This window comes from Streptomyces angustmyceticus (genome assembly GCF_040701845.1).
GTDB classification, from domain to species: domain Bacteria; phylum Actinomycetota; class Actinomycetes; order Streptomycetales; family Streptomycetaceae; genus Streptomyces; species Streptomyces angustmyceticus_A.
Map to the genome: position 1 here is coordinate 136,661 of NZ_JBFBHQ010000001.1, position 22,390 is coordinate 159,050.

Consider the following 22,390-nt stretch of genomic DNA (forward strand, 5'->3'; position numbering starts at 1 on the left):
CGACGGTGACCGTCCGGCTCAGGACAGCGGCTTGGTGAGCTTCTTGGTGCCGGTGCTGTTGCCCGTCAGGCTGCAGGTGACGGTCTTGATCCCGATCTTGTAGCCGTTGAGGGTGGGGTACTGGACGTAGGTGCCCTCGGCGGTGCCTGCGGGCTGCCGGGCCGCTGTGCGCTCCAGCTCGTGGCGGCACAGCGAGGAGGCCTTGGACCTGATGCCGGTTTCGGTCGTCAGGCCGGATGCGAGGCGGTGGACGGTGACGACCTCGGCGTCGTGCGGGCCGCGGCAGGAGGCCCTGTCGTTGTTGCCGCCGCCGCCCTCCCGCAGGTCGTAGCAGTCGCCGGTCTTCAGCAGGTAGAAGGGTATGCGGCCGTCGGCGGGCGTCGGCAGGCCGCTCTCGAAGTCGCTGCCGGTGGGCGTCGCGGTGGGCGTGGGGTCGTAGGAGGGCGTCGCGGAGGCGCTCTCGGACGGTGTGGCGCCGGCGCTCGAACCGGACGGCTGGGCGCGGTTGTTGCTGCTACGGCCGTCACCGCTGTTGTTGATCACGATGACGGCGATGACGACGGCCAGGACGACGGCACCGCCGCCGATGATCGCCGCGATGGTCTTGCCGTTGCCGCCGCCGGGCGGGCCGGGCGGCTGCTGCCAGCCGCCGGGGCCGCCGGGTCCCGCGGGACCGTAGCCGCCCGCGGGCGGGCCGAAGCCGCCGGCGGGCTGAGTGCCGCCGGGCGGACCGTAGGCGCCCGGGCCGTACCCGCCCTGGCCGTATCCGCTCTGGCCCTCACCGCCGGGGCCGGGGCCGCCGGCCGGCGGGCCGAAGCCGCCCGGGGCGCCGTGGGGCGGCTGATGCGGCTGGTTCGGCGGCGGAGGCGGAGGAAAGCTCATGGTGGAGGTGATCGCTTCTCTGCTCGGTTTTCGGGGACCCGGCGACCGGCCCGGCACATTTCGGGTCTGAAACATCCGGCCCATGGGCACCGTTGGCGACAGTCAGCAAGCCACCCTACGGCTCGGAGGTTCTCCGTGTTCACCGACCTGTCCCTGGACGAGCTGCGCGCCTACCGCCCGCCCCGCCCCGAGCCGGCCGGGTTCGACGCCTTCTGGCAGCGCACCCTCGACGAGGCCCGCGCCCATGACCTCGATGCGCGCTTCACCGAGGTCGACGCGGGCCTTGCGCTGCTGCGCACCCAGGACGTGACGTTCTCCGGCTTCGGCGGGCACCGTATCCGCGGCTGGTTCCTGGCCCCGCGCGCCGCCGACGGGCCGCTGCCGTGCGTCGTGCAGTACCTCGGCTACGGCGGCGGCCGGGGGATGGTGCACGACTGGCTGCTGTGGCCGTCCGCGGGGTACGCCACGCTCGTCATGGACACCCGCGGGCAGAGCGGCCCCAACCGGCCCGGTGACACCCCCGATCCGGTCGGCTCCGGCAATCCGGGCGTGCCCGGCAAGATGACGCAGGGACTGCTCTCCCCCGAGGACTACTACTACCGGCGGCTGTTCACCGACGCGGTGCGGGCCGTGGAAGCGGCGCGGGGGCATGCGGCGGTGGACGCCGGCCGGATCGTGGTCGCCGGCGGCAGCCAGGGGGGCGCCGCGGCCCTGGCGGCGGCGGGGCTGGTCCCCGGCCTGGCGGGCGCGCTGGTCGACGTACCGTTCCTGACCCATGTCCGCCGCGCCGTCGAGATCACGGACAGCGGGCCGTACGGCGAACTCACCCGCTACTTCGCGGGTGAGCGCGGCCGGATCGACACCGCGCTGGACACCCTGGACCACTTCGACGGCCTGAACTTCGCGGCCCGCGCCACCGCCCCGGCACTCTTCGGCACGGCGCTGCGCGACGAGGTGGTGCCGCCGTCCACCGGCTTCGCCGTCCACCACCACTACGCGGGCGAGAAGGAGCTGAAGGTGTGGCGGTTCAACGCCCACGAGGGAGGTGGCGGCGAGCAGCGGGCGGCCGAAATATCCTTCCTGCGCACGCTGTTCGGCTGAGCGGCCGGGCGGGCGGAGCGCAAGGGCGGGCGCGGGGCGCGGGCCCTCAGAAGGCCCCCATCAGGTGCTCCAGGGCCAGCTGGTCCAGATGCTCGAAGGCCATCCCGCGGGCGGCCGCCGCCCCGGCGTCGAAGGTCTCGTAGGCGGTGCGGTCGGCGAGCAGCCCGGCCAGGCCGTCCTCGGCGGTGGGCAGGCCCAGCTGGTCCAGTCGCGCGGCGTGCAGCGCGTCCTGGACGGCCGGGTCGGCCCGGAAGGCCGCGGCGCGCTCCTTGAGGAGCAGGTAGTTGCGCATGCAGCCGGCCGCCGAGGTCCACACGCCGTCCAGGTCCTCGGTGCGCGGCGGTTTGAAGTCGAAGTGCCGCGGCCCGTCGTACCCGGCCCTCTCCAGCAGGTCGACCAGCCAGAACGCGGACCGCAGGTCGCCCGCGCCGAAGCGCAGGTCCTGGTCGTACTTGATCCCGCTCTGGCCGTTGAGGTCGATGTGGAAGAGCTTGCCCGCCCACAGCGCCTGGGCGATGCCGTGCGGGAAGTTCAGCCCGGCCATCTGCTCGTGGCCCACCTCGGGGTTGACGCCGTACAGCTCGGGGCGCTCCAGCCGCTCGATGAAGGCGAGGGCGTGGCCGACGGTGGGCAGCAGGATGTCGCCGCGCGGCTCGTTGGGCTTGGGCTCGATGGCGAACCGCAGGTCGTAGCCCTGCTCGACGACGTACTGGCCGAGGAGGTCGAACGCCTCCTTCAGCCGGTCCAGGGCGGCGGGCACGTCCTTGGCCGCGCCGGACTCCGCGCCCTCCCGGCCGCCCCACGCGACATAGGTGCGGGCGCCCAGCTCGGCGGCGAGGTCGATGTTGCGGAGCGTCTTGCGCAGGGCGAAGCGGCGGACGTCGCGGTCGTTGGCGGTGAAGGCGCCGTCCTTGAAGACGGGGTGGGTGAAGAGGTTGGTGGTGGCCATCGGCACGACCAGGCCGGTGGCGTCCAGCGCCTGCCGGAAGCGTGTGACGGCCGCCTCGCGCTCGATGTCCCCGGCGCCGAAGGGGATCAGGTCGTCGTCGTGGAAGGTGACGCCGTAGGCGCCGAGGTCGGCGAGGCGCCGGACCGATTCGACGGGGTCCAGCGCGCGGCGGGTGGCGTCCCCAAACGGGTCACGGCCCTGCCAGCCGACGGTCCACAGGCCGAAGCTGAATTTGTCCTCGGGCACGGGCTGGTGGCTCATCGCGGCTCCCGGTGATTTCGTCAACGCGCTTTACAAATTCCGCCGCGGCCAAACTAATATGCGGCAGCACACCGGGGAACCCCCCAGGCCGGGGCCCTGGAGACGGGCCGCCGAGGGAGAGTGCACGATGGGCGCACAGTCAGCCGGACCGCTGGTCGTCGGGGTGGACAGCTCGACACAGTCCACCAAGGCCCTGGTCGTGGACGCGGCGACCGGTGCGGTCGTCGCCCGCGGCCAGGCACCGCACACGGTCTCCGGCGGCGACGGCAAGGAGAGCGATCCCGCGCAGTGGTGGCGGGCGCTGGGCGAGGCGCTGGCCCAGTGCGGCGACGCGGCACGGCAGGCCTCGGCGGTGTCCGTCGGCGGCCAGCAGCACGGCCTGGTCACCCTGGACGCGGCCGGCTCGCCGGTGCGTCCCGCCCTGCTGTGGAACGACGTCCGGCCGGCGCCCCAGAGCGAGCGGCTGATCGCGGAGCTGGGCGGCGCGCGGGCGTGGGCCGAGCGGGTGGGGAGCGTGCCGGGTCCCGCCTTCACGGTGGCCAAGTGGGCCTGGCTGCGGGAGCACGAGCCGGCCGCGGCCGCCGCCACCGCCGCGGTACGGCTGCCGCACGACTACCTCACCCAGCGCCTGACCGGCGAGTCCGTCACCGACCGCGGCGACGCGTCCGGCACGGGCTGGTGGGCGTCGTCCACCGGGGCCTACGACCCGGAGATCCTGGAGCACGTCGGGCTGTCCCCCGACGCGCTGCCGCGGGTGGCGCTCCCGGGCGAGGCCGCCGGGACCGTGCACGCCGGTGATCTGCCGCTGCCCCACGGCGCGTTGGTGGCCGCCGGGACGGGCGACAACATGGCGGCCGCGCTCGGGCTGGGGCTGCGCCCCGGACAGCCGGTGCTGAGCCTGGGCACGTCGGGGACGGTCTATGCGGTCTCCACCCACCGGCCCGCCGATCCGACGGGCACCGTCGCGGGCTTCGCCGATGCCCGCGGCGACTGGCTTCCGCTGGCCTGCACCCTGAACTGCACCCTCGCCGTGGACCGGGTGGCGGCGCTGCTGGGACGCGACCGGGAGGCGGTGGAGGCGGGCGGCGAGGCGGTGATGCTGCCGTTCCTCGACGGCGAGCGCACCCCGAACCTGCCGGGCGCCTCGGGCCTGGTCCACGGCCTGCGGCACCACACCACGGCCGGTCAGCTGCTCCAGGCCGCCTACGACGGCGCGGTGTTCACGCTGCTGCAGGCCCTGGACCGGGTGCTGGACGCGGACGCCGCGCCCGATGCGCCGCTGCTGCTGATCGGCGGCGGGGCGAAGGGGCAAGCCTGGCGGGAGACCGTCCGCCGGCTGTCGGGCCGCCCGGTGGTGGTGCCGGAGGCGCAGGAGCTGGTGGCGTTGGGCGCGGCGGCGCAGGCGGCCGGGCTGCTGTTGGAGGAGGACCCGTCGGCGGTGGCCCGTCGCTGGGGGACGGCGCGCGGCGCGGAGTACGAGGCGCTGCCGCGGGACGGCGCCGCCTGGGACCGGCTGGCGGCCACCCTCGCCGACGGTGCGGCGCTGCTGCGGCGGTGACCTCGGCGCCGCAGCCGTACCCCGGAGGGACCGCCCTCCCGACCCTTAGGAGACCCCTGTGACGGCGCCCGGCGGCGACACCCAGCACGGCATCCGGCGGCGCAATCTGGCCCGGGTGCTGCAGACCGTGGCCGCACAGGGGCCGCTGTCCCGGCCGGCGGTCGCGGCGCGGATCGGGCTGACCCGGGCGGGGGTGGCGCCGCTGGTCGACGAGCTGCTGCGGGCCGGTCTGCTGGTCGGGACGGGGCGGGCGGCGCCCAGCGGCCGGGGCCGGCCGGGCGGTGAACTGGCGGTCAGCGACCGCGGCCCGGCCGGGATCGGCGCCGAGATAGGCGTCGATCACCTGGCGGTGTGCGCGGTCGATCTGCGCGGACGGGTACGGGCCCGGGTCGCGGCCGACGCGGCGAACCGGCAGAGCGCTCCCGGGCCCGTGCTGCGGCGGCTGTCCGCGCTGCTCGCCGAGGTCACCGACCGGATCGCCGCCGAGGGGCTGCGGCCGGCCGGGCTGGCGGTGGCCGTGCCCGGTCTCGTGGCCCGGGGCGCGACGACCGTGGTGCACGCCCCCAACCTCGGCTGGCGGGCCGTCGATCTCGCACCGGAACTCGCCGGGGCGACCGTCCCCGCGGACGGCTCCCCGGCCCTCCCCCTCACCGTCGAGAACGAGGCCAACCTCGGTGCGCTGGCCGAGATCCGGCTGGGCGGGAGCGACGGACGGCCGGCGCCGCCACCGGACTTCGTGCATGTGTCGGCGGAGATCGGTATCGGCGCCGCGGTGGTCGTGGACGGTCAACTGCTGCGGGGGGCACGGGGGTTCGCCGGCGAGCTGGGGCATGTGCCGGTGCGTCCCGAGGGCCCGGTGTGCGACTGCGGCGGGCGGGGCTGCCTGGAGCAGTACGCCGGGGAGGAGGCCGTGCTGCGCGCGGTCGGACTGGCCCCCGGGCAGGCGGCGGCTCATCCCGGACCGGGGGCCCGTACCGGGCTGTTGGCGCGCCGTGCCGCCGAAGGGGACACGGCCGTCGTGCGGGCGCTGCACGAGGCGGGGACGGCGCTGGGCATCGCGCTCGCCGGGGCGGTGAATCTGCTGGATCCGCGGGCGGTGGTCCTCGGGGGCGCGCTGGCCGGGCTGGCGCCCTGGGTCCTGCCGTCCCTGGAGCGGGAGTTGGCGCTGCGGACGGCCGTGGCGGCGGATCCGGAGCGGGCCGGCGGGCCGTTGGTGACGGTGTCCCGCCTGGGTGCGGACGGGCCGCTGCTCGGGGCGGCGCACGCGGCGCTCCAGGCCGTGCTGGACGATCCCCTCCGTTCCTGCACCCCGGCACACTCTCCCCGGAATTGAACCCGCTAAACCTATCCATGGAACGGGAATTCCATGCCACCCCATCGAGCGATTGTGCCGATAAAAACCACACGACTACGGTCGGTTCGGCGGGTTGCCGCGGAGCTGCCGTGAAAGGGGGTTTCGGCGGCGGTCCGCATCGCACCCTCCGAAGAGACAGGTGGCATTGTGACGATTGCCGACGAATCGCTGCACGGCAGTGCGGAAGAGGCCCAGAATTCCAGTCTGAGCACCACCGCCGCGCGGAATTTGGCGACCACCACCAAGACCGCGCCGCAGATGCAGGGCATCACTTCCCGCTGGCTGCTGCGACTGCTGCCCTGGGTGCAGGTGTCCGGTGGCACCTACCGGGTGAACCGCCGGCTGACGTACACCCTCGGCGACGGGCGCATCGATTTCGACATCAGCGGCAGCGATGTCTCGATCATCCCCGACGAGCTGCGCGAGCTGCCGGCCCTGCGGGAATTCACCGATACCGAGGTACTGGCCGCGCTCGGCGACCGGTTCACCCAACAGGACTACGCCCCCGGTGAACTGATCGCCGAGGCCGGCACGCCGGGCGACCGGCTGGTGCTGATCGCACACGGTCGGGTGGACCGCATCGGCACCGGCAAATACGGCGAGGACGCGGTGCTGGAGGCCCTGGCCGGCGGCGACCACCTCGGCGACGCCCCGCTCACCGATGCCGACGGGACCTGGGAGTTCAGCTATCGCGCGGTGACCCGGGTGACGGTGATGGCGCTGCCCCGCCAGGCCCTGGAGGAGATCCTCGACCGTTCCCCCGGGCTGCGCGAGCATCTTGCGGCGGCCGGGCAGGACGCCGTGCAAGCGACGAACACCGCGGGGGAATCGGCGGTCTCCGTCGCCTCGGGGCACCACGGCGAGCCGTCCCTGCCCGGCACCTTCGTCGACTACGACCTGACGCCGCGGGAGTACGAACTCAGCGTCGCGCAGACGGTGTTGCGCACCCACAGCCGGGTCGGCGACCTCTACAGCGACCCGATGAACCAGGTCGAGGAGCAGCTGAAGCTGACCGTCCAGGCGCTGCGCGAGCGCCAGGAACACGAGCTGGTCAACAACGCGGAGTTCGGGCTGCTGAACAACGCCGATCTCAAGCAGCGCATCCGCACCCGCACCGGCCCGCCCACCCCCGACGACCTCGACGACCTGCTGGCGACGGTGTGGAAGGACCCGGGCTTCCTGCTCGCCCACCCCCTCACCATCGCCGCGATCGGCCGGGAGTGCAGTGCCCGCGGGCTCTACCCGACCGCGGTCGATTTCATGGGGCATTCGCTGCCGTCCTGGCGCGGGGTGCCGATTTTCCCGTGCAACAAGATTCCGGTGACCAAGGAGCGGACGAGTTCGATTCTGCTGATGCGGACCGGCGAGGAAAACCAGGGCGTGGTCGGCCTGCATCAGACCGGAATTCCCGACGAATACGAGCCGAGCCTCTCGGTGCGTTATATGGGCCTCGACGACCGGGCCGTACTCAAATATCTCGTCAGCGCCTACTATTCGGCGGCCATTCTCGTGCCGGACGCGCTGGGCGTTCTCGACGACGTACAGATCGGCCACTGACCGGCCCGCGAAGCGTGCGGCGCGCCCGAAAGCGGCCCGATCCCCGCCCGGGCGCGCCGCCCGTACCCCTTGCAGGCCCCCGTACGCACCGCACCGCACGCACCGACAAGAACAGGTGAACCTTCTCCATGACCACATCGGTGGATCCGACGTCCGGCCCGCAGCAGTCCGCGATCGAGCAGAGCCGGTCCAGCCTGGACACCGCGGCCGCCCGCAAGCTGGCGACCACGACCAAGACCGTGCCGCAGATGCAGGGGATCTCCTCCCGCTGGCTGCTGCGCATCCTGCCCTGGACCCAGGTCTCCGGCGGTACGTACCGCGTCAACCGCCGCCTCACCCACACCCTCGGTGACGGCCGGGTGGAGTTCACCTCGACCGGGTCCGCGGTCCGGGTGATCCCGGCCGAGCTGCGCGAACTGGCGCCGTTGCGCGGGTACACCGACGCCGCGACGCTGGAGGCGCTGGCGGACCGCTTCGTCCAGCGGGAGTTCGCGCCCGGCGAGGTGCTGGCCCGCACCGGCGCGCCCACGGACCGCGTCATCCTGATCGCCCACGGCAAGCTCGACCGGCTCGGGGCCGGCAAGTACGGCGACGAGACGGTGCTGGGGGTGCTGGCCGACGGTGACGCCGTCGGCGCCGCGGCGCTGCTGAGCCCGGACGCGCAGTGGGAGCACTCCGTGCGGGCGGTGACCCGGGTGACCGCGCTGACCCTCTACCGCAGCGACCTCGAAGAGGTGCTGGACCGGTCGGAGTCGCTGCGCACCCACCTGGCGGAGTTCCGCGAGGCGCTGGTCCCGGCGCAGAACAAGCACGGCGAGGCGGCCATCGAACTGGCCGCGGGCCATGTCGGCGAGCCGGCCCTGCCGGGTACCTTCGTCGACTACGACCTGGCGCCGCGGGAGTACGAACTCAGCGTCGCCCAGACCGTGTTGAAGATCCATTCGCGGGTCGCCGACCTCTACAACGACCCGATGAACCAGCTGGACCAGCAGCTGCGGCTGACCGTGGAGGCGCTGCGCGAGCGCCAGGAACACGAGATGATCAACAACCCCGGGTTCGGGCTGCTGCACAACGCCGATCTCAAGCAGCGCATCCACACCCGCAGCGGCCCGCCGACCCCCGACGACCTGGACGAGCTGATCTCCCGGCGCCGCAAGACCCAGTTCCTGCTGGCCCACCCGCGCACCATCGCGGCGATCGGGCGGGAGTGGAACGCCCGGGGGATCTACCCCACCACCGCGGAGTGCGAGGGCACGGCCGTCCGGGCCTGGCGGGGCATCCCGCTGCTGCCCTGCAACAAGATCCCCATCACCCCGGAGCAGACCAGCTCGATTCTGGCGCTGCGGGTGGGCGAGGAGAACCAGGGCGTAGTGGGGCTGCACCAGACCGGCATCCCGGACGAGTACCGGCCGGGGCTGTCGGTGCGCTTCATGGGGATCAATGACCAGGCCGTCATCAATTACCTGGTCAGCGCCTACTATTCGGCGGCCGTGCTGGTGCCGGACGCGCTGGGCATCCTGGAGGACGTGGAAATCGGTCACTGACCGGCCCGTCCCCGGCCCGGGTGCCACGTCCACGAGCGGCCGTCAGGGCCGCGGACATGGCACCCGGGTGACGACCGATCAGGTATCTCCGCTCTCCTGACCTGCGCCGTTTCCGCCTTTGGTCGAGCCATTGGCGAAGCGGCCATTCCCTTGGCAGGGCGTGCCCTGTTGCGCATCATGAACGCACCGCAGGTGTGTGACATGTACGCGACCATGCCCCCACGGTCCTTGTCAGGAGTGCCCATGGAGCCCGACCACCGCCGCCCGGACCGCCGCCGTCTGCTCACCGGCGCGGCCGCGCTCGCCGCGTCCGCCGCACTCGCTCCCCTCACCACGGCCAGGGCCGGTGCCACATCGCGCCCGCAGGCTCCGCGCGGCGGCGCCTACCCCCCGCACCGGTGGGTGCCGGCCAGCCGGTCCAACTTCACCGCGGCCAACCGCCCGACGAAGTACCCGGTCGAGATGGTCGTGGTGCATGTGACCCAGGAGACCTACAAGGACACCCTCAAGCTGTTCAAGAACCCCCGGCACAAGGCGGCCGCGCACTACGTCGTACGGTCCGTCGACGGCGCGCTCGCCCAGTGCGTCCGCGAGCGGGACATCGCCTGGCACGCCGGCAACTGGGACTACAACACCCGCAGCATCGGCATCGAGCACGAGGGCTGGATCGACGACCCGACGTGGTTCACCGACGCGCTCTACGAGCGGTCCGCGCAGCTCACCGCCGCCATCTGCGACCGCTACCGGATCCCCAAGGACCGCGAGCACATCGTCGGCCATGTCGAGGTGCCCGGCACCGACCACACCGACCCCGGGGAGTTCTGGGACTGGGCCCGCTATCTGCAGCTGGTCCACGAAGCCTCCTGGGGGAGCGCCGGATGACACGACGGCCGTTCCGCGGGTGTACCGATTCATGACATCTCCGGGCCATAGTGAGCATCTTCGGCACCTGGGACAGTTGGCACGACGTCAGGGGGGATCGTGAAGCGGCGATTCGGTCGAGTACGGGCGATGCTCACGGTGCTGGTGGCGTGGGGTGCGCTGGCCGGCGGAGGACTGGCGGGCGGGCCGCAGGCCACCGCGGCGGGCACCGCCCTCCAGCGTTTCGGCGCCGGGCCGGTGGCGCCCGGCGTGGCGTACGGCGAATTCCGGATGACGGTGCCGCGCGGCATCGTGCACGGGCACCTGCTGACGGTCGACCTGGCCGATCCGCGGGTCTCGGCCGATCTGCTGTACCCCGGGGCGGTCGGCGCGCGGTCACCGGTGTCCCAACTGGCCGCCGACCGCGGCGCGGTGGGGGCCGTCAACGGCGACTTCTTCAACATCACCGAGACCCAGCACCCGGGCGTCGAGGCGACCGGTGCCTCGGTCGGCCCCGCGGTGGCCTCCGGGCGGCAGCTGAAGGGCGCGGTGCCCGACGGCCAGCGGTTCGGGCCGGTCATGCCGCCGGGCGCGACCACCGAGGACGTCATCGGCGTCGGCTACGACCGCCGGGCCCGGCTGGACCGGCTCACGCTGCGCGGCGCGGTGCTGACCCCCGAGGGGGCGCTGCCGCTGCGCGGGCTGAACCAGTACGCGCTCCCCGTCGGCGGCATCGGTGCCTACACCCCGCAGTGGGGCCCGGCATCGAGGCTGCGCGCCACCTGCGGCACCGACACCGACCGGGCGGCGCCGTGCAGCACGGACACCACGGAGGTGACCGTCCGGCGCGGCCGGGTGACGGCGGTGACGGACGCCCCGGGCGGCGGCGGGGTGCCGGCGGGCAGCGTGGTGCTGGTGGGCCGGGAGGACGGGGCGCGCCAGCTGCGGATGCTGGACATCGGCGAGCCGGTGCAGGTCGACGCGCGCCTCGCGGGCCGGGGGCCCGTGCCCCTGCGGTTCGCGGTGGGCGGCTTCCCGATCGTGCGGGACGACGCGCCGGTGGCCGGACTGGACGGCGTCGCGGTGGCGGTGCGCACGTCCGCGGGGATCGGGGACGGCGGGCGGCTGCTGTACCTCATGGCGCTGGACGGGGCCCCGGGCCAGACCGGGCTGACGGTGCGCGAACTGGCGGACCTCATGGTGGAGTTGGGTGCACGGGACGCGATGGACCTGGACGGCGGCGGGTCCTCGACACTGGTCACGGGCGACGCGTACGGGGCAACGGTCCGCAACCATCCCTCGGGCGGCGCGGAGCGGCCGGTACCCAACGCGATCGGGGTGTTCTCGTCGGGGTGAGCGGGCCGGGCGGCCGGCGGCGCGGCGCCCGGCCGCGGGCCGGCTCCGTCACGGGCGGACGCTGCTCACCACATCGGCGGCGCCGGACAGTCCCTGGTGGATGTCCGGGGCGAGGCTGCTGTTCGCCAGGTAGAAGCCGAGCAGCGCGCACACCAGGGCGTGCGAGATCTTGAGCTTGCCGCTGCGCAGGAAGATCACGGTGAGGACCACCAGCAGCAGGACGACCGAGATGGAAATGGCCATGGGACGCACACCTCCTCAGCTGCCGCCCGAACGGGCAGCAAGGGGTGGCCAGTTTGGCGTATTTCGGGGTATGTCAGGTTCTCGTCCGGGTGCTCCGATCAGGTGATCACTGCGGGTCACCGGGCGGGCGATTGCGGGACATAGCGGGTCGGCGGCCGACCTGGGGCCGGGGCCCCCGCCGAGCCGGAACGAGGAGGGCGCCTCCGCCACCGGCCGGCCGTCGCCGATCCGCCCCTCACCTGCACGCGGCCGGCCGCACGGAACGAATCACCCATATCACCGCAAGCGGCGGGCGTCGCCCCGCGACACACCCTGCGGCTCGCGGAGCCACCGCCCGATGTGGCGTGGATCACGTCACTCCCTGCAACGGAGTGTGGCGATCCGCCGTCTTAGCGGCCGACAGCGTCGCCCCCTCGCCCGTACCGCAGACGGAAGCCCCCGACATGAACCAGCCACTCCCCCGCCGCCGACGGCCCTTCCGGCCGCGGCGTGCCGTGTTCGCGCTGGTCCCGGTGATCGGTATGGGCACGCTCTCCGCGTGCGGGACGGGCGCGGATCCGGCACCCCAGGGCGAGCCCGTGAAGGTGGCACTGGACGCGGCGAGCGGGGCCCGGACCGTGCGGGCCGGCGACCGTCTCCGGGTGACCGCGCGGGGCGGGGTGCTGACCGAGGTGCGGGTCACCGACCCGCGCGGACGGCAGCTGCCCGGCGGCCTGGCCCGCGGCGGGCGGAGCTGGACATCCAGGGCGAAGGCCGCACCCGGCACCAAGTACTCCATCCTCGCCAGGACCGAGAACGCCCAGGGCGGCGCCGGCGCGGCCACGGAGTCGCTGACCACCGCGCAGACCGCCCGGCTCAACACGATGTCGCTCGATCCCCGCTCGCCGGGCGCGGCGGCCGGTGCCGGCCGGTCCCTCAGGATCGTCTTCGGCTTCCCGGTCACCGACCGGGCCGCGGTGGAGCGGCGGCTGAGCGTCAGCACCGACAGCCGGCCGGCCGGCTCGTGGGACTGGGGGGAGGGCCCCGGCGGCGGCGAGCGGGTGGACTGGCGGCCCGCACGGCCCTGGAAGCCGGGCACCGAGGTCACGCTGCGGGCGGACCTCGGCGGGGTCGACTCCGGGGGCGGCCGCTACTTCGCCGACGACTACGACCTGAACTTCACCGTCGGCCGGAGCTGCCCGGACTCGGACATGGGACGGGATTGTGGCAAGGTCCACGTGGGTGACCCCCCAGAGGTCACCGCACCCTCCGAACGAGGGGAAGACAACAGGGCCATCGGGATCGGAGACTGGAATGACGGCTGATCCCCGTGGCAGCGAACCAGCGCCCGCGCGTCGAGCAGCTGAACCCTTTCAGAGCCTAGTGTGACGGAATGAGCACCGTGCAGGACCAGGATCAACTCACGGGGTGGCAGCGCTTCCGGCGCCGCGTCCCCAACGGCTTCGCCATCATCTTCAGCCTGTTGGGGCTCTTCTGTGCCCTGATGGCGCTGATCGGGCCCCTCCGGCGCGGACTCCACCCGGTGATCTACTGGCTGGACACGCTCACCATCCCGGTGGTGCCGAACTTCGCGTACGCGGTGTTCCTCTTCCTCCTGGCCGCGGCGATGACCGCCCGCAAACGGGTGGCGCTGTGGTTCGTGGTGACCTACATGGTGCTGGTCACCCTCGCCGACGCGCTGTTCCTGGCCGGCGGGTACTGGGAGTACGCCTTCTCCCTGGTGCTGTGCGCCGGGGCGCTGGTGCTGCTGCTCGTCTCGCACCGCGAGTTCTACGCGATCACCCGGCGCGGCGCGTTCCTGCGCGCGATCCTGGTGCTGATCGGCGGGCTCGCCGCGGCGGTGCTGATCGGCTGGGGGCTGGTGTCGCTGGCCCCCGGAACGCTGGAGCCCGGCGCCGCCAACCGGCTGCTGTGGGCCGCCAACCGCGTCTGCGGCGGACTCGTCGGCGGCCGCCTGATCGAGGGCCATCCGCCGCACTGGACCAGCGCCGTCCTCGGCCTGCTCGGCGCGCTGGCGCTGCTGAACGCCGCGGCCACCCTGTTCCGTTCGCAGCGCATGGAGGCCGCGCTGCACGGCGACGAGGAGGCCCGCATCCGGGCGCTGCTGGACCGCTACGGCAGCCAGGACTCGCTCGGCTACTTCGCCTCCCGCCGCGACAAGGCCGTGGTCTTCTCCCCCAGCGGCAAGGCCGCCGTCACCTACCGCGTCGAGGCCGGCGTCTGCCTGGCCAGCGGTGATCCGGTCGGTGACCGGGAGGCGTGGACCCAGGCCATCGAGGCGTGGCTGGAGGTCGCCGGACGGTACGGCTGGCAGCCCGCCGTCATGGGCGCCAGCGAGAACGGCGCCAAGGCGTTCGCCCGCTGCGGCCTCGGCGCGCTGCAGCTCGGCGACGAGGCGATCCTGCACGTGAAGGACTTCGACCTGGACGGCCGGGAGATGCGGGTGACCCGCCAGGCCGTCAACCGCGTCGAGCGGACCGGCGCGACGTTCCGCGTACGGCGCCACTCCGCGCTCACCGACGAGGAGATGCAGGAGGTCATCCACCGGGCCGACGCCTGGCGGGACACCGAGACCGAGCGCGGCTTCTCGATGGCGCTGGACCGGCTGGGCGACCCGGAGGACGGGGACTGCCTGCTGGCCGAGGCGTTCGACGGCGACGGCAACATGATCGCCCTGCTGTCCTTCGTGCCGTGGGGCAAGGAGGGCATCTCGCTGGACGTCATGCGCCGCGACCGCACCGCGCCCAACGGCGTCATGGAGTTCATGGTGGCCCGGCTCTGCGCCCAGGCCGGGGCGATGGGCGTGCGGCGGATCTCGCTGAACTTCGCGGTGTTCCGGTCCGCGTTCGAGGAGGGCGGCCGGATCGGTGCCGGTCCGGTGCTGAAGTTCTGGCGCCGGCTGCTGCTGTTCTTCTCCAAGTGGTGGCAGCTGGAGGCCCTCTACCGCTCCAACGCCAAGTACAACCCGGAGTGGTACCCGCGGTTCCTGTGCTACGCGGACGCCGGCGCGCTGGCCCGAATCGGTCTGGCCTCCGGTATCGCCGAGGGCTTCGTGGCCGTGCCGAGCCTGGGCAAGCTGTGGGGCAAGGGCCACAAGAAGCGGGTGCTGGCCCCGGCCAGCACCGCGGGCCTGCCGTCGCTGGACGAACTCGGCCTGGTGCAGACCGGACCGGCCACCGAGGAGGAGCTGCACGAGCGGGAACTGGCCGCGCTGCCCGAGCAGGTGCGGGTGCGCCACCGGAAGCTGGAGCGGCTGCGGGAGGCGGGCACCGACCCGTATCCGGTGGGCGTGGAGCGTACCCACACCCTGGCCGAGGTCCGTGACGAGCACCCGGACCTGACGCCCGGCGCGCGCACCGGCAAGACCGTCAGCATCGCCGGGCGGGTGCTGCTCACCCGCGACCACGGCGGGGTGCTCTTCGCGGTGCTGCGGGACTGGTCGGGCGATCTGCAGATCGCGCTGACCCGGGACGGCAGCGGCAAGGAGCTGCTGGAGCGCTTCGGTACGGACATCGACCTCGGTGACCATGTCGAGGCGGAGGGCGAGGTCGGCACCAGCGACCGCGGCGAGCTGACGGTCTTCGTCACCGGGTGGCGGCTGACGGCCAAGTGCCTGCGGCCGCTGCCGGACAAGCGGCGCGGGCTGTCCGACCCGGAGGCCAAGGTCCGCCAGCGCTATGTGGACCTGGTCGTCTCGCCGGACGCGCGGGACAACGTCCGGGCGCGCAGCACGGCCGTACAGGCGCTGCGCCAGGGGCTGATCGAGCGCGGCTACCTCGAGGTCGAGACGCCGATGCTGCAGCAGATCCACGGCGGCGCCAACGCCCGCCCGTTCCAGACCCACATCAACGCCTACGACCTCGACCTGTATCTGCGCATCGCGCCGGAGCTGTACCTCAAGCGGCTGTGCGTGGGCGGTATGGAGAAGGTCTTCGAGATGGGGCGGACCTTCCGCAACGAGGGCATCTCCTACAAGCACAACCCCGAGTTCACGATGCTGGAGGCGTACCAGGCGTTCGCCGACTACGACGTGATGCTCGATCTGACCCGGGAGCTGATCCAGGGGGCGGCGATCTCCGCGTTCGGCAGCGCCACCGCCCGCAAGGCGGACGAGAAGGGCCGGCTGGTCGAGCACGACATCTCGGGGATCTGGCCGGTGAAGACCGTCTACGGCGCGATCTCCGAGGCGCTCGGCGAGGAGGTCGACGCGGACACCGGAGCGGATGCGCTGCGCCGGCTGTGCGCCGCCTCGTCGGTGCCGGTGAAGCCGGAGATGGGCCGGGGCGACATCGTGCTGGAGATGTACGAGCGGCTGGTGGAGGAGCGCACCCAGCTCCCGACGTTCTACAAGGACTTCCCCACCGATGTCTCGCCGCTGACCCGTCAGCACCGCCGGGACCCGCGGCTCGCCGAACGCTGGGACCTGGTCGCGTTCGGCACCGAGCTGGGCACCGCCTACTCGGAGCTGACCGACCCGGTGGAGCAGCGGCGCCGGCTCACCGCCCAGTCGCTGCTGGCGGCCGGCGGTGACCCGGAGGCGATGGAGCTGGACGAGGACTTCCTGCAGGCCCTGGAGTACGCGATGCCGCCGACCGGTGGTCTGGGCATCGGCGTGGACCGGCTGGTCATGTTCCTCACGGGGCTGTCGATCCGCGAGACGCTGCCGTTCCCGCTGGTGCGGCGCCGCTGACGGCACCGCGGCGCCCGCTCGCCGCGGACCGGACGGCGGAGGCCGCCCCACCGTACGGTGGGGCGGCCTCCGCCGTTGGCGGGCGACTGCCACGGTCGGCGTCCGGGATGCCGGCGGGCCGACGGGGGTTTCCCGTCCGCGGGGTCAGCCCGCTGCGCCGGCCGGGCAGCCGGCCGGGGTGGCCGCCGCCTGCCGGGAGTACTTCCACTCCGGGTCGAGCAGCTCCTTCTTGAGCTGCCCGGCCGCGGCCGGGCTCTCGACGATGTAGCCGAAGTCCTGCAGCCAGGCCGGGTAGAGGTTCTTGGAACCGATGTAGAACGCCGAGTCGTCCACCGAGACCAGCTTGTGGTGCAGTGCGTACGGCTTGCCGTCGGCCCAGGTACCGCTGTCGGAGCTGCGGAACGGGGCGAGCTGCAGGTTGCCGCACAGCGCCCGTGACGCCTTCTCGTTGTCGCCGGTGAGGGCCACGAGACGCTTGCGGAGGGTGTCGCTGATCTCGTCCAGGGACTTGATCTGCGAGTAGCCCCCGCTGCCGACGGCGCCGCGGTTGGCGGGATCACTGACGACGATGCGGACCTTCACCCCGGCGGCCAGCTTCCCCGCGAGGGTGTCGTAGGTCCGGATGTCGTAGCGCGGCAGCGGCGGGCAGGTGGCGTTGAGGTCCTGCTGGGAGATCTCGACGTGGCTGCGCGCACTGGCGATGAGCGAACGCAGGGCGTTCTCCTCGGGGTTGACCGTGTCGTAGTCGCGGTCGGCGTTGGTGTTGTCGTGCAGCCCCACGGTGCATTTGGTGTCCGGGGCCGTCGGCAGGTCCGGGTGGTACCCCGAGGAAGGGTCGGACTCCTTGATGCCCACGCCGAGACCGCCGACCGCGATGACGGGGACGTCCCCGGCCGGTTCGGCGGGGGCGGAGGCCGCGTCCTTCTCCAGCGACGGCATGCAGGAGGCGCCGTTCGACGTGGCGAGCCACACCTTGGCCGGGTCGGACGCGTTGCGGCAGGTCCAGTCCCACAGCGTGTCCAGGTACTTCCCCGCCGAGCGGGCGGCCGGCCCGCTGAGCGCCATGTCCACGTCCGACACCGGGTGGGCGGTGTCGAGGTAGTCGTCCTTCCAGCCGTTGATCCCGCCCGTGAGGGCCGTCTTCCCGTCGACCACGAGGAGCTTGGAGTGGTTCCACGAGAGCGACGTCTTGGACGTGGTCATCGACGCGACGTTGAGCGTGACCTTGCCCGCCGCCGCGCCGAGCTTGCCGATCAGCTCGTCCCGGTAGCGGGACGGCACCACATTGAGGTGGTAGATCGGGGCGGCGCCGACCAGGATGCGCACCCGCGGGGAGTGCCCCGCCTCGACGGACGCCTTGAGACCGGCGACGACGGCGTCCTCGAACCCGCCGTTGGGGAAGGGCGCCAGCGAGGAGATGTCCACGGTGTGCCGGGCGTCGGCGATGTTGCGGGTCATCTTGTCGAGCAGCCGCCGGGTGCCCGCGCGGTCCTTGCAGCCGGCGTCGCCCCAGCAGCCGGGGGTCTGCAGCAGCCAGCCGGAAGGGTCGCCGGCCGGGGCGTCCAGGCGGTTGCCGTCCGTGCGCTGCCACACCGAGCCTTCGAGGCCGGGTGAGGTGTCGCGCAGCGACCGCTCGATGGCGTCCAGATGAGGGGTGGGCGGGGTGTCCGCGGCGTACGCCGTCGAGGTCGGCAGTGCCGCGCACACGGTCGTCAGGGCTACGGACGCCGGTATCAGGCGGTGGAGTCGGTGAGGAGCCAAGAGCTTGCCTTCGTGCGTGGGGAGGCGAGCCGGGCGCTGATCACGGGTCAGGGACCACGAGCCCGGCTCCGGTTGCGACGAGAAAATACCGGCTCCCTCCTGCTTCCCCGGCGCAGAAGACGATCTTGGCTACAACTGCTGTTCCCGCGCGGCGTCCGCGGTCCCCTGCCGCGGACGCGGCGCGTCCTCAGAACCAGTCGACGGTGAGCGGGAAGGAGGCGGTCGCCGTCGCGCCCGTGGAGTCGGTGACGGTGGCGGTGACCGGGAAGGTGCCGGTCCCCCAGGGCCTGCCGCCGATCAGGCCGGCGGCGTCGGCGCTCAGGCCCAGTGGCAGGCCGGTGGCGTGGTAGGTGAGCGGGGGCGTGCCCCCGGTGGCGGTGAGCCGGACGGTGCACTCCTGGAGGAAGCGGCAGGTCTGCGGGCCGGGGGCGGTGAGCTTCAGGTCGCCGCCGGGCGGCTCGCCGCCGGTGTCGAACACCGCGGTGACGGGGGTGGCGGTGGCGGCATTGCCCGCATGGCCGGTGCCGTACATGTCCTCGACGGTCCGCAGCAGGCTGTAGTGGTTGTACGCGCCGCTGACGGTGCCCTGCCGGACGTGGGCCCCGTGGAAGACGGTCGCGATCCTGTTGGAGCCGAAGTAGTTGTCCTCGTCCCAGGTCACCATCAGCAGGCTGTTGTGGTCCTCGGCCCACCGGGCGTAGGAGTCGAGGTGGTTCCTGAGCCAGGTGTCCCCGCTGCCGACGGCGCAGTCGTGCATGTCGTTGCACATGTCGGGGACGACGAAGGACACGGTCGGCAGCCGGCTGAAGTCGTCCTGGGGGAACTGGGCGAAGGTCCGGCCGGTGTTCACGGGCACGTTGCGGAAGGCGAACCACGGGTTGTGCTTCTGGGCGTAGCGGCCGCTGGAGCAGGTCGTGGAACCCTCGTCCGGCAGGCCCTCGTTGTAGCTGGCGAAGGTCTTGCCGACAGCGATGAGTTCCTGGCCGAGGTTGGGCGCGGTCATCGACTGCGGGGTGTAGCAGCCGTCGCCGGTGATCCCCTGGGTGGCGCCGGAGAAGAGGTTGAAGTAGTTCGGCTGGCTGGGGTGGGTCAGCGCCTTCATGTCCGTCAGACTTGCCCCGCCTTGGGCGAGTTCGTTGAGGTAGGGGGCGTCGCGGTTGCCGATGATCTCGCCGTACTGCTTGTTCTCGAAGACGACGATCACCACATGGTCGTAGGTCGGCAGCACGGTGCGGGTGCCGCCCGGGTGCACGGCGGTGCCCACGGGGACGGGGCGGGCGTCGGCGGTGGTGGCGGCGAGGATCAGGCCGAACGCGCCGAGCACCGCCACGAGGGCTCTGCGCAGACGGACCGCTGTACGGGTCATCGGGTCTCCCTCCTTGCCCGGGACGCGGCGTCCTCGTCCGGGCTGCCGGGCTCCTTGCCCGGGATGCTTCGGGGTCAGCCTTCGCGGCGGGCCGCGGCCGCGAGGGTGATCCTCAGTACGCGGGGAACCGGCAGGTCCCGGCGGCGGAAGGACGCGACGGCGGCGGCCCGGACGGCTGCGCGCCGGTGCGCGGGCACCAGCAACAGCACGCTGCGGCCCGGGCGGCTGCCCGGCCACCAGGCGGACCGGGCACCGGCGCCCAGGACGGCACGGACCGCCGCGGCGAGGCCCGGGGCCCCTGCGGAGGGGGCGGCCGCGGCGGCATTACCCGCCTCCGGGTCCGTGCCCGTGGGGAGGCGGGCCGTCAGGAGCAGCAGGCAGGGGTCCGGGGCGCCGTCGAGGGCGCGCAGCGGCCGGTGGGTGCTGCCGTCGGCCGCGAGGAGGTGGCCGGCCCGGGCGAAGAGCACGGCCCGGCGCAGCCCGTCGTCACCGGGAACGGCGGCGTCCAGGAGGGCTGCCAGCCGGGTGCGGCTCGGGGCGCCCGGGCCCCGGCCGGTGTGCGCGTCCGCGACGGCCAGGGCGACCGCGCACTCCAGCGGTTCGGCGACGGGCAGCCCCACGGCCTCGGGCAGGGGCGCGTTGAGGTGAAGATCGGCGCCGCCGCGTCCGCATCCGGCGGCGGCGAGGGCGCGCAGCGCTGCATACGGGCGGGCGGCCCAGTCGGGGGCGCGGCCGGCCGGGCCGGTGAGCGGGAGCTCGGCGGCCTCGGCCGGGTGGTTGAGCGAGGCGCAGCGCAGCACCCCGTCGGCGCGCGGGGCGACGGCCACATCGACGTAGTGGCCGGCTGCCGCGCACCAGTCGGCCCGTGGCGCCGTACCGGTGGCCTCCGGGCCGGGCGGGACGGCGGGGGCGCCGGCGCGGAAGGCGTACGGGGCCCGCCACACCGCCTCGGGCGGGCGGGCGTACGTCGTCGCGAAGCCGTGGGAGAGCAGGCGCAGCAGCGGGTCCGCCGTGGTGCGGCGGGCCAGGTCCGCGCCGCTCACCCCAGCTCCTTGCGGGCGAGCAGCCGGTAGGCGTTGCCGCCGTCGGTGACCCGGGCCACGGCGGTGCGCAGGCCGTCGAGGGCGAGCGCGGCGGCGTAGCAGGGCACCGCCAGGGCCTGGACGGCGCTTCGGGCGGCGCGGCGGGCCGGGGTGTCGGGGACGGTGGCCCAGGGGGCCCGCGGGTCGGGGGCGAGGCCGTTGGCGGCGAGGGCGACGGCGCCGAGGAAGTCGCCGTTGGGCTGGTGGGCGGCGCCGTGCTCCTCGGCGAGGACGGTGAACCCCCGTGCGACCAGGGCCTGTTTGAGGTTGCCGACGGGCATGAGGTGCTGGTGCTGGGGCTGGAACCAGGGCAGCCAGTAGCGGCCGAGCAGCCGGCCGACGCGGGACTCGGGGTCGGGGAGTTCGATCAGCAGGTGGCCGCCCGGGGCCAGGACCTTGACGGCGGCGTCGAGTTCGGCGAAGGGGTCCCGGGTGTGTTCGAGGTAGTGGTGCATGCTCACCGTGTCGTAGCGGCCGGTGAGCCGGTCGGCGAGCTCGGGAAACTGGCCCTGGTGGCCGGTGTCGATCCAGCCCCGGCGTGCGGCGGCGTGCACCCCCTCGCCCATGTCCAGTCCGTCGAAGCGGGTGTCGGGCCATACGGCGCGCGCGACGTTGCAGAAGTGGGCGGCGGCGGTTCCGACGTCGAGCCAGGCCCGGGGAGTGGTGAACGGCCGGAGCATTTCGGCGCGGTCGCGGTAGGTGCCGCTCATCCGGCCCAGGACCAGGGCGGCGCCGTCGCCGCCGAGGCCTTCGTAGAAGTCGCGGTAGTAGAAGTCGAGTCCTTCCGGGGTGAGCCGGGGGTTTTGGAAGATGTGGCCGCAGTGGCGGCACTCCTCCAGGGTGAACCGGCCGGGCTTGCCCTGGAGCAGGTCGGGGGTGCGGATCCGGACGGCGGGGCCGGGAGCCGAGCACCAGGGGCAGTCGGGGCGGCGGGGTTCGAAGAACCGGTCCGTGCCAGCCGCGAGTTCCCTGCTGTAGGCGGCCCGGCGGGCCGCCTCGCCGGCGGGGTCGGGCTTCTCGGCGGCGGGGGTGGCGAGGGTCCGCAGCGCGGTCGAGGCGGCGCGCAGCGGGCGGGAGGCGGTGGCCCGGGCGAGACCGGTGGGGCGCGGTCCGCGGACCGGCCCCAGGACGAGCGCGGGCTGCAGCCAGTACAGGGCGGTCGCCGCCGCGCCCCAACGCGGCGCCGAGAGCAGGCACTTCACCAGCAGGGCGAGGCCGGCGAGCTGGGCGGCGGAGAGCAGGGCGGGCGGCAGGCCGCGGGCGCGGAGCTCCTCGGCGTGCCGCGCGGGGTCGGCGGGCGGCACGGCCAGCCCGGGGGCGAGGGCCCAGCCGGTGGCGTCGGGGGCGTACTCCTTGAGGGTGCGGACGAGGCGGAACAGGTCGGCCGGGGCACCCGGCGCCGGCCCGGTGTCGAGCCCGGCCCGCCGGTGCACGTCGTCGGCCACCAGCAGGGCGTGGCCCGCGCCGTGTCCCGGGGCGCACCGGTCGGTGCGGTGGGCCGCGGGGTCGAGGAGCCGGAGCAGACCGAGGGTGCTCTCGGCGTCCAGGCGCGCCGGGACGAGGTCCACGACGCGCAGTCCCTCGCGTACGGCGTGGTCGGCCGCGGCGCGCAGGGTCGCCGCGTCGACGGTGACGCCGGGCGCGGTGATCAGGTGCCAGCCGGGGAGCGGCGGCCGCGGGGCGTCCTGGGCGGGGGAGGGGTCGAGGACCGGCAGCGCGGCGAGCCGGCGGCGGGCGCGCACGGTGCCCGCCCCCAGGGCCGTCACGGCGGCGGCCGCCACCCAGCGGGTGCGGGCTCCCGAACGGTGCGCTCGCGTCATCGGGC

16 protein-coding genes are annotated in these 22,390 nt (G+C 73.7%); 9 read left to right on the forward strand and 7 right to left on the reverse strand.

Going from position 1 to position 22,390, the window contains the following annotated elements; translation table 11 throughout:
* Nucleotides 1-18: 18 nt before the first annotated feature.
* Nucleotides 19-882: a hypothetical protein gene (locus AB0411_RS00620; RefSeq protein ID WP_366414985.1), complete on the reverse strand. Its 864-nt coding sequence runs from the start codon at nt 880-882 to the stop codon at nt 19-21.
* A 135-nt stretch (nt 883-1,017) separates the two neighbouring features.
* Here AB0411_RS00620 and AB0411_RS00625 point away from each other — a divergent pair, with 135 nt between their 5' ends.
* Nucleotides 1,018-1,983 carry an acetylxylan esterase gene (locus AB0411_RS00625; RefSeq protein WP_366414986.1) on the forward strand — a complete coding sequence of 322 codons (966 nt, stop codon included), beginning with the start codon at nt 1,018-1,020 and terminating at the stop codon, nt 1,981-1,983.
* Nucleotides 1,984-2,029: 46 nt separating this feature from the next.
* Here AB0411_RS00625 and xylA read toward each other — a convergent pair whose 3' ends face one another.
* Nucleotides 2,030-3,193 carry a xylose isomerase gene (gene xylA, locus AB0411_RS00630; protein WP_366414987.1) on the reverse strand — a complete coding sequence of 388 codons (1,164 nt, stop codon included), beginning with the start codon at nt 3,191-3,193 and terminating at the stop codon, nt 2,030-2,032.
* Nucleotides 3,194-3,320: 127 nt separating this feature from the next.
* On the opposite strand from xylA, the gene xylB reads away from it, so the two are divergent.
* The 6 genes from xylB (at nt 3,321) to AB0411_RS00660 (ending at nt 11,423) form a co-directional block, all read left to right on the forward strand.
* Nucleotides 3,321-4,751 carry a xylulokinase gene (xylB, locus tag AB0411_RS00635; RefSeq protein ID WP_366414988.1) on the forward strand — a complete coding sequence of 477 codons (1,431 nt, stop codon included), beginning with the start codon at nt 3,321-3,323 and terminating at the stop codon, nt 4,749-4,751.
* A gap of 58 nt (nt 4,752-4,809) precedes the next feature.
* Entirely contained in the window at nt 4,810-6,084 is a 1,275-nt protein-coding gene (locus tag AB0411_RS00640) for an ROK family transcriptional regulator (protein ID WP_366414989.1), read from the forward strand.
* Between the two features lie 165 nt (nt 6,085-6,249).
* The gene (locus tag AB0411_RS00645) at nt 6,250-7,662 is read left to right on the forward strand and encodes a family 2B encapsulin nanocompartment shell protein (RefSeq protein ID WP_366415598.1); all 1,413 of its coding nucleotides are present in this window, start codon (nt 6,250-6,252) and stop codon (nt 7,660-7,662) included.
* Nucleotides 7,663-7,790: 128 nt separating this feature from the next.
* Nucleotides 7,791-9,206 carry a family 2B encapsulin nanocompartment shell protein gene (locus AB0411_RS00650; protein ID WP_366414990.1) on the forward strand — a complete coding sequence of 472 codons (1,416 nt, stop codon included), beginning with the start codon at nt 7,791-7,793 and terminating at the stop codon, nt 9,204-9,206.
* A 243-nt stretch (nt 9,207-9,449) separates the two neighbouring features.
* Nucleotides 9,450-10,088: an N-acetylmuramoyl-L-alanine amidase gene (locus AB0411_RS00655; protein WP_366414991.1), complete on the forward strand. Its 639-nt coding sequence runs from the start codon at nt 9,450-9,452 to the stop codon at nt 10,086-10,088.
* A gap of 129 nt (nt 10,089-10,217) precedes the next feature.
* On the forward strand, nt 10,218-11,423 hold the full coding sequence (locus AB0411_RS00660; protein ID WP_366415599.1) for a phosphodiester glycosidase family protein: 1,206 nt from the start codon (nt 10,218-10,220) through the stop codon (nt 11,421-11,423).
* 48 nt (nt 11,424-11,471) lie between these two features.
* On the opposite strand, the gene AB0411_RS00665 is transcribed toward AB0411_RS00660, so the two are convergent.
* On the reverse strand, nt 11,472-11,666 hold the full coding sequence (locus tag AB0411_RS00665; RefSeq protein ID WP_086718035.1) for a hypothetical protein: 195 nt from the start codon (nt 11,664-11,666) through the stop codon (nt 11,472-11,474).
* Between the two features lie 443 nt (nt 11,667-12,109).
* On the opposite strand from AB0411_RS00665, the gene AB0411_RS00670 reads away from it, so the two are divergent.
* Nucleotides 12,110-12,970 (forward strand): Ig-like domain-containing protein, encoded by an 861-nt coding sequence (locus tag AB0411_RS00670; RefSeq protein ID WP_366414992.1) that lies wholly within the window; start codon nt 12,110-12,112, stop codon nt 12,968-12,970.
* Nucleotides 12,971-13,038: 68 nt separating this feature from the next.
* The gene (lysX, locus tag AB0411_RS00675) at nt 13,039-16,356 is read left to right on the forward strand and encodes a bifunctional lysylphosphatidylglycerol synthetase/lysine--tRNA ligase LysX (RefSeq protein WP_366414993.1); all 3,318 of its coding nucleotides are present in this window, start codon (nt 13,039-13,041) and stop codon (nt 16,354-16,356) included.
* A gap of 144 nt (nt 16,357-16,500) precedes the next feature.
* Here the strand turns inward: lysX and AB0411_RS00680 are convergent, their stop codons facing one another.
* The 4 genes from AB0411_RS00680 to AB0411_RS00695 all read right to left on the reverse strand — a co-directional run bounded on the left by AB0411_RS00680 (nt 16,501) and on the right by AB0411_RS00695 (nt 22,385).
* Nucleotides 16,501-18,117 (reverse strand): phospholipase, encoded by a 1,617-nt coding sequence (locus AB0411_RS00680; protein ID WP_366414994.1) that lies wholly within the window; start codon nt 18,115-18,117, stop codon nt 16,501-16,503.
* A gap of 187 nt (nt 18,118-18,304) precedes the next feature.
* Entirely contained in the window at nt 18,305-19,483 is a 1,179-nt protein-coding gene (locus AB0411_RS00685; protein WP_366414995.1) for an alkaline phosphatase family protein, read from the reverse strand.
* 74 nt (nt 19,484-19,557) lie between these two features.
* Complete coding sequence (locus AB0411_RS00690) at nt 19,558-20,526, reverse strand: galactokinase (RefSeq protein WP_366414996.1); 969 nt, start codon at nt 20,524-20,526, stop codon at nt 19,558-19,560.
* Entirely contained in the window at nt 20,523-22,385 is a 1,863-nt protein-coding gene (locus AB0411_RS00695; protein ID WP_366414997.1) for a class I SAM-dependent methyltransferase, read from the reverse strand. Before AB0411_RS00695 ends, AB0411_RS00690 begins: the two co-directional genes overlap by 4 nt.
* Nucleotides 22,386-22,390: the final 5 nt, after the last annotated feature.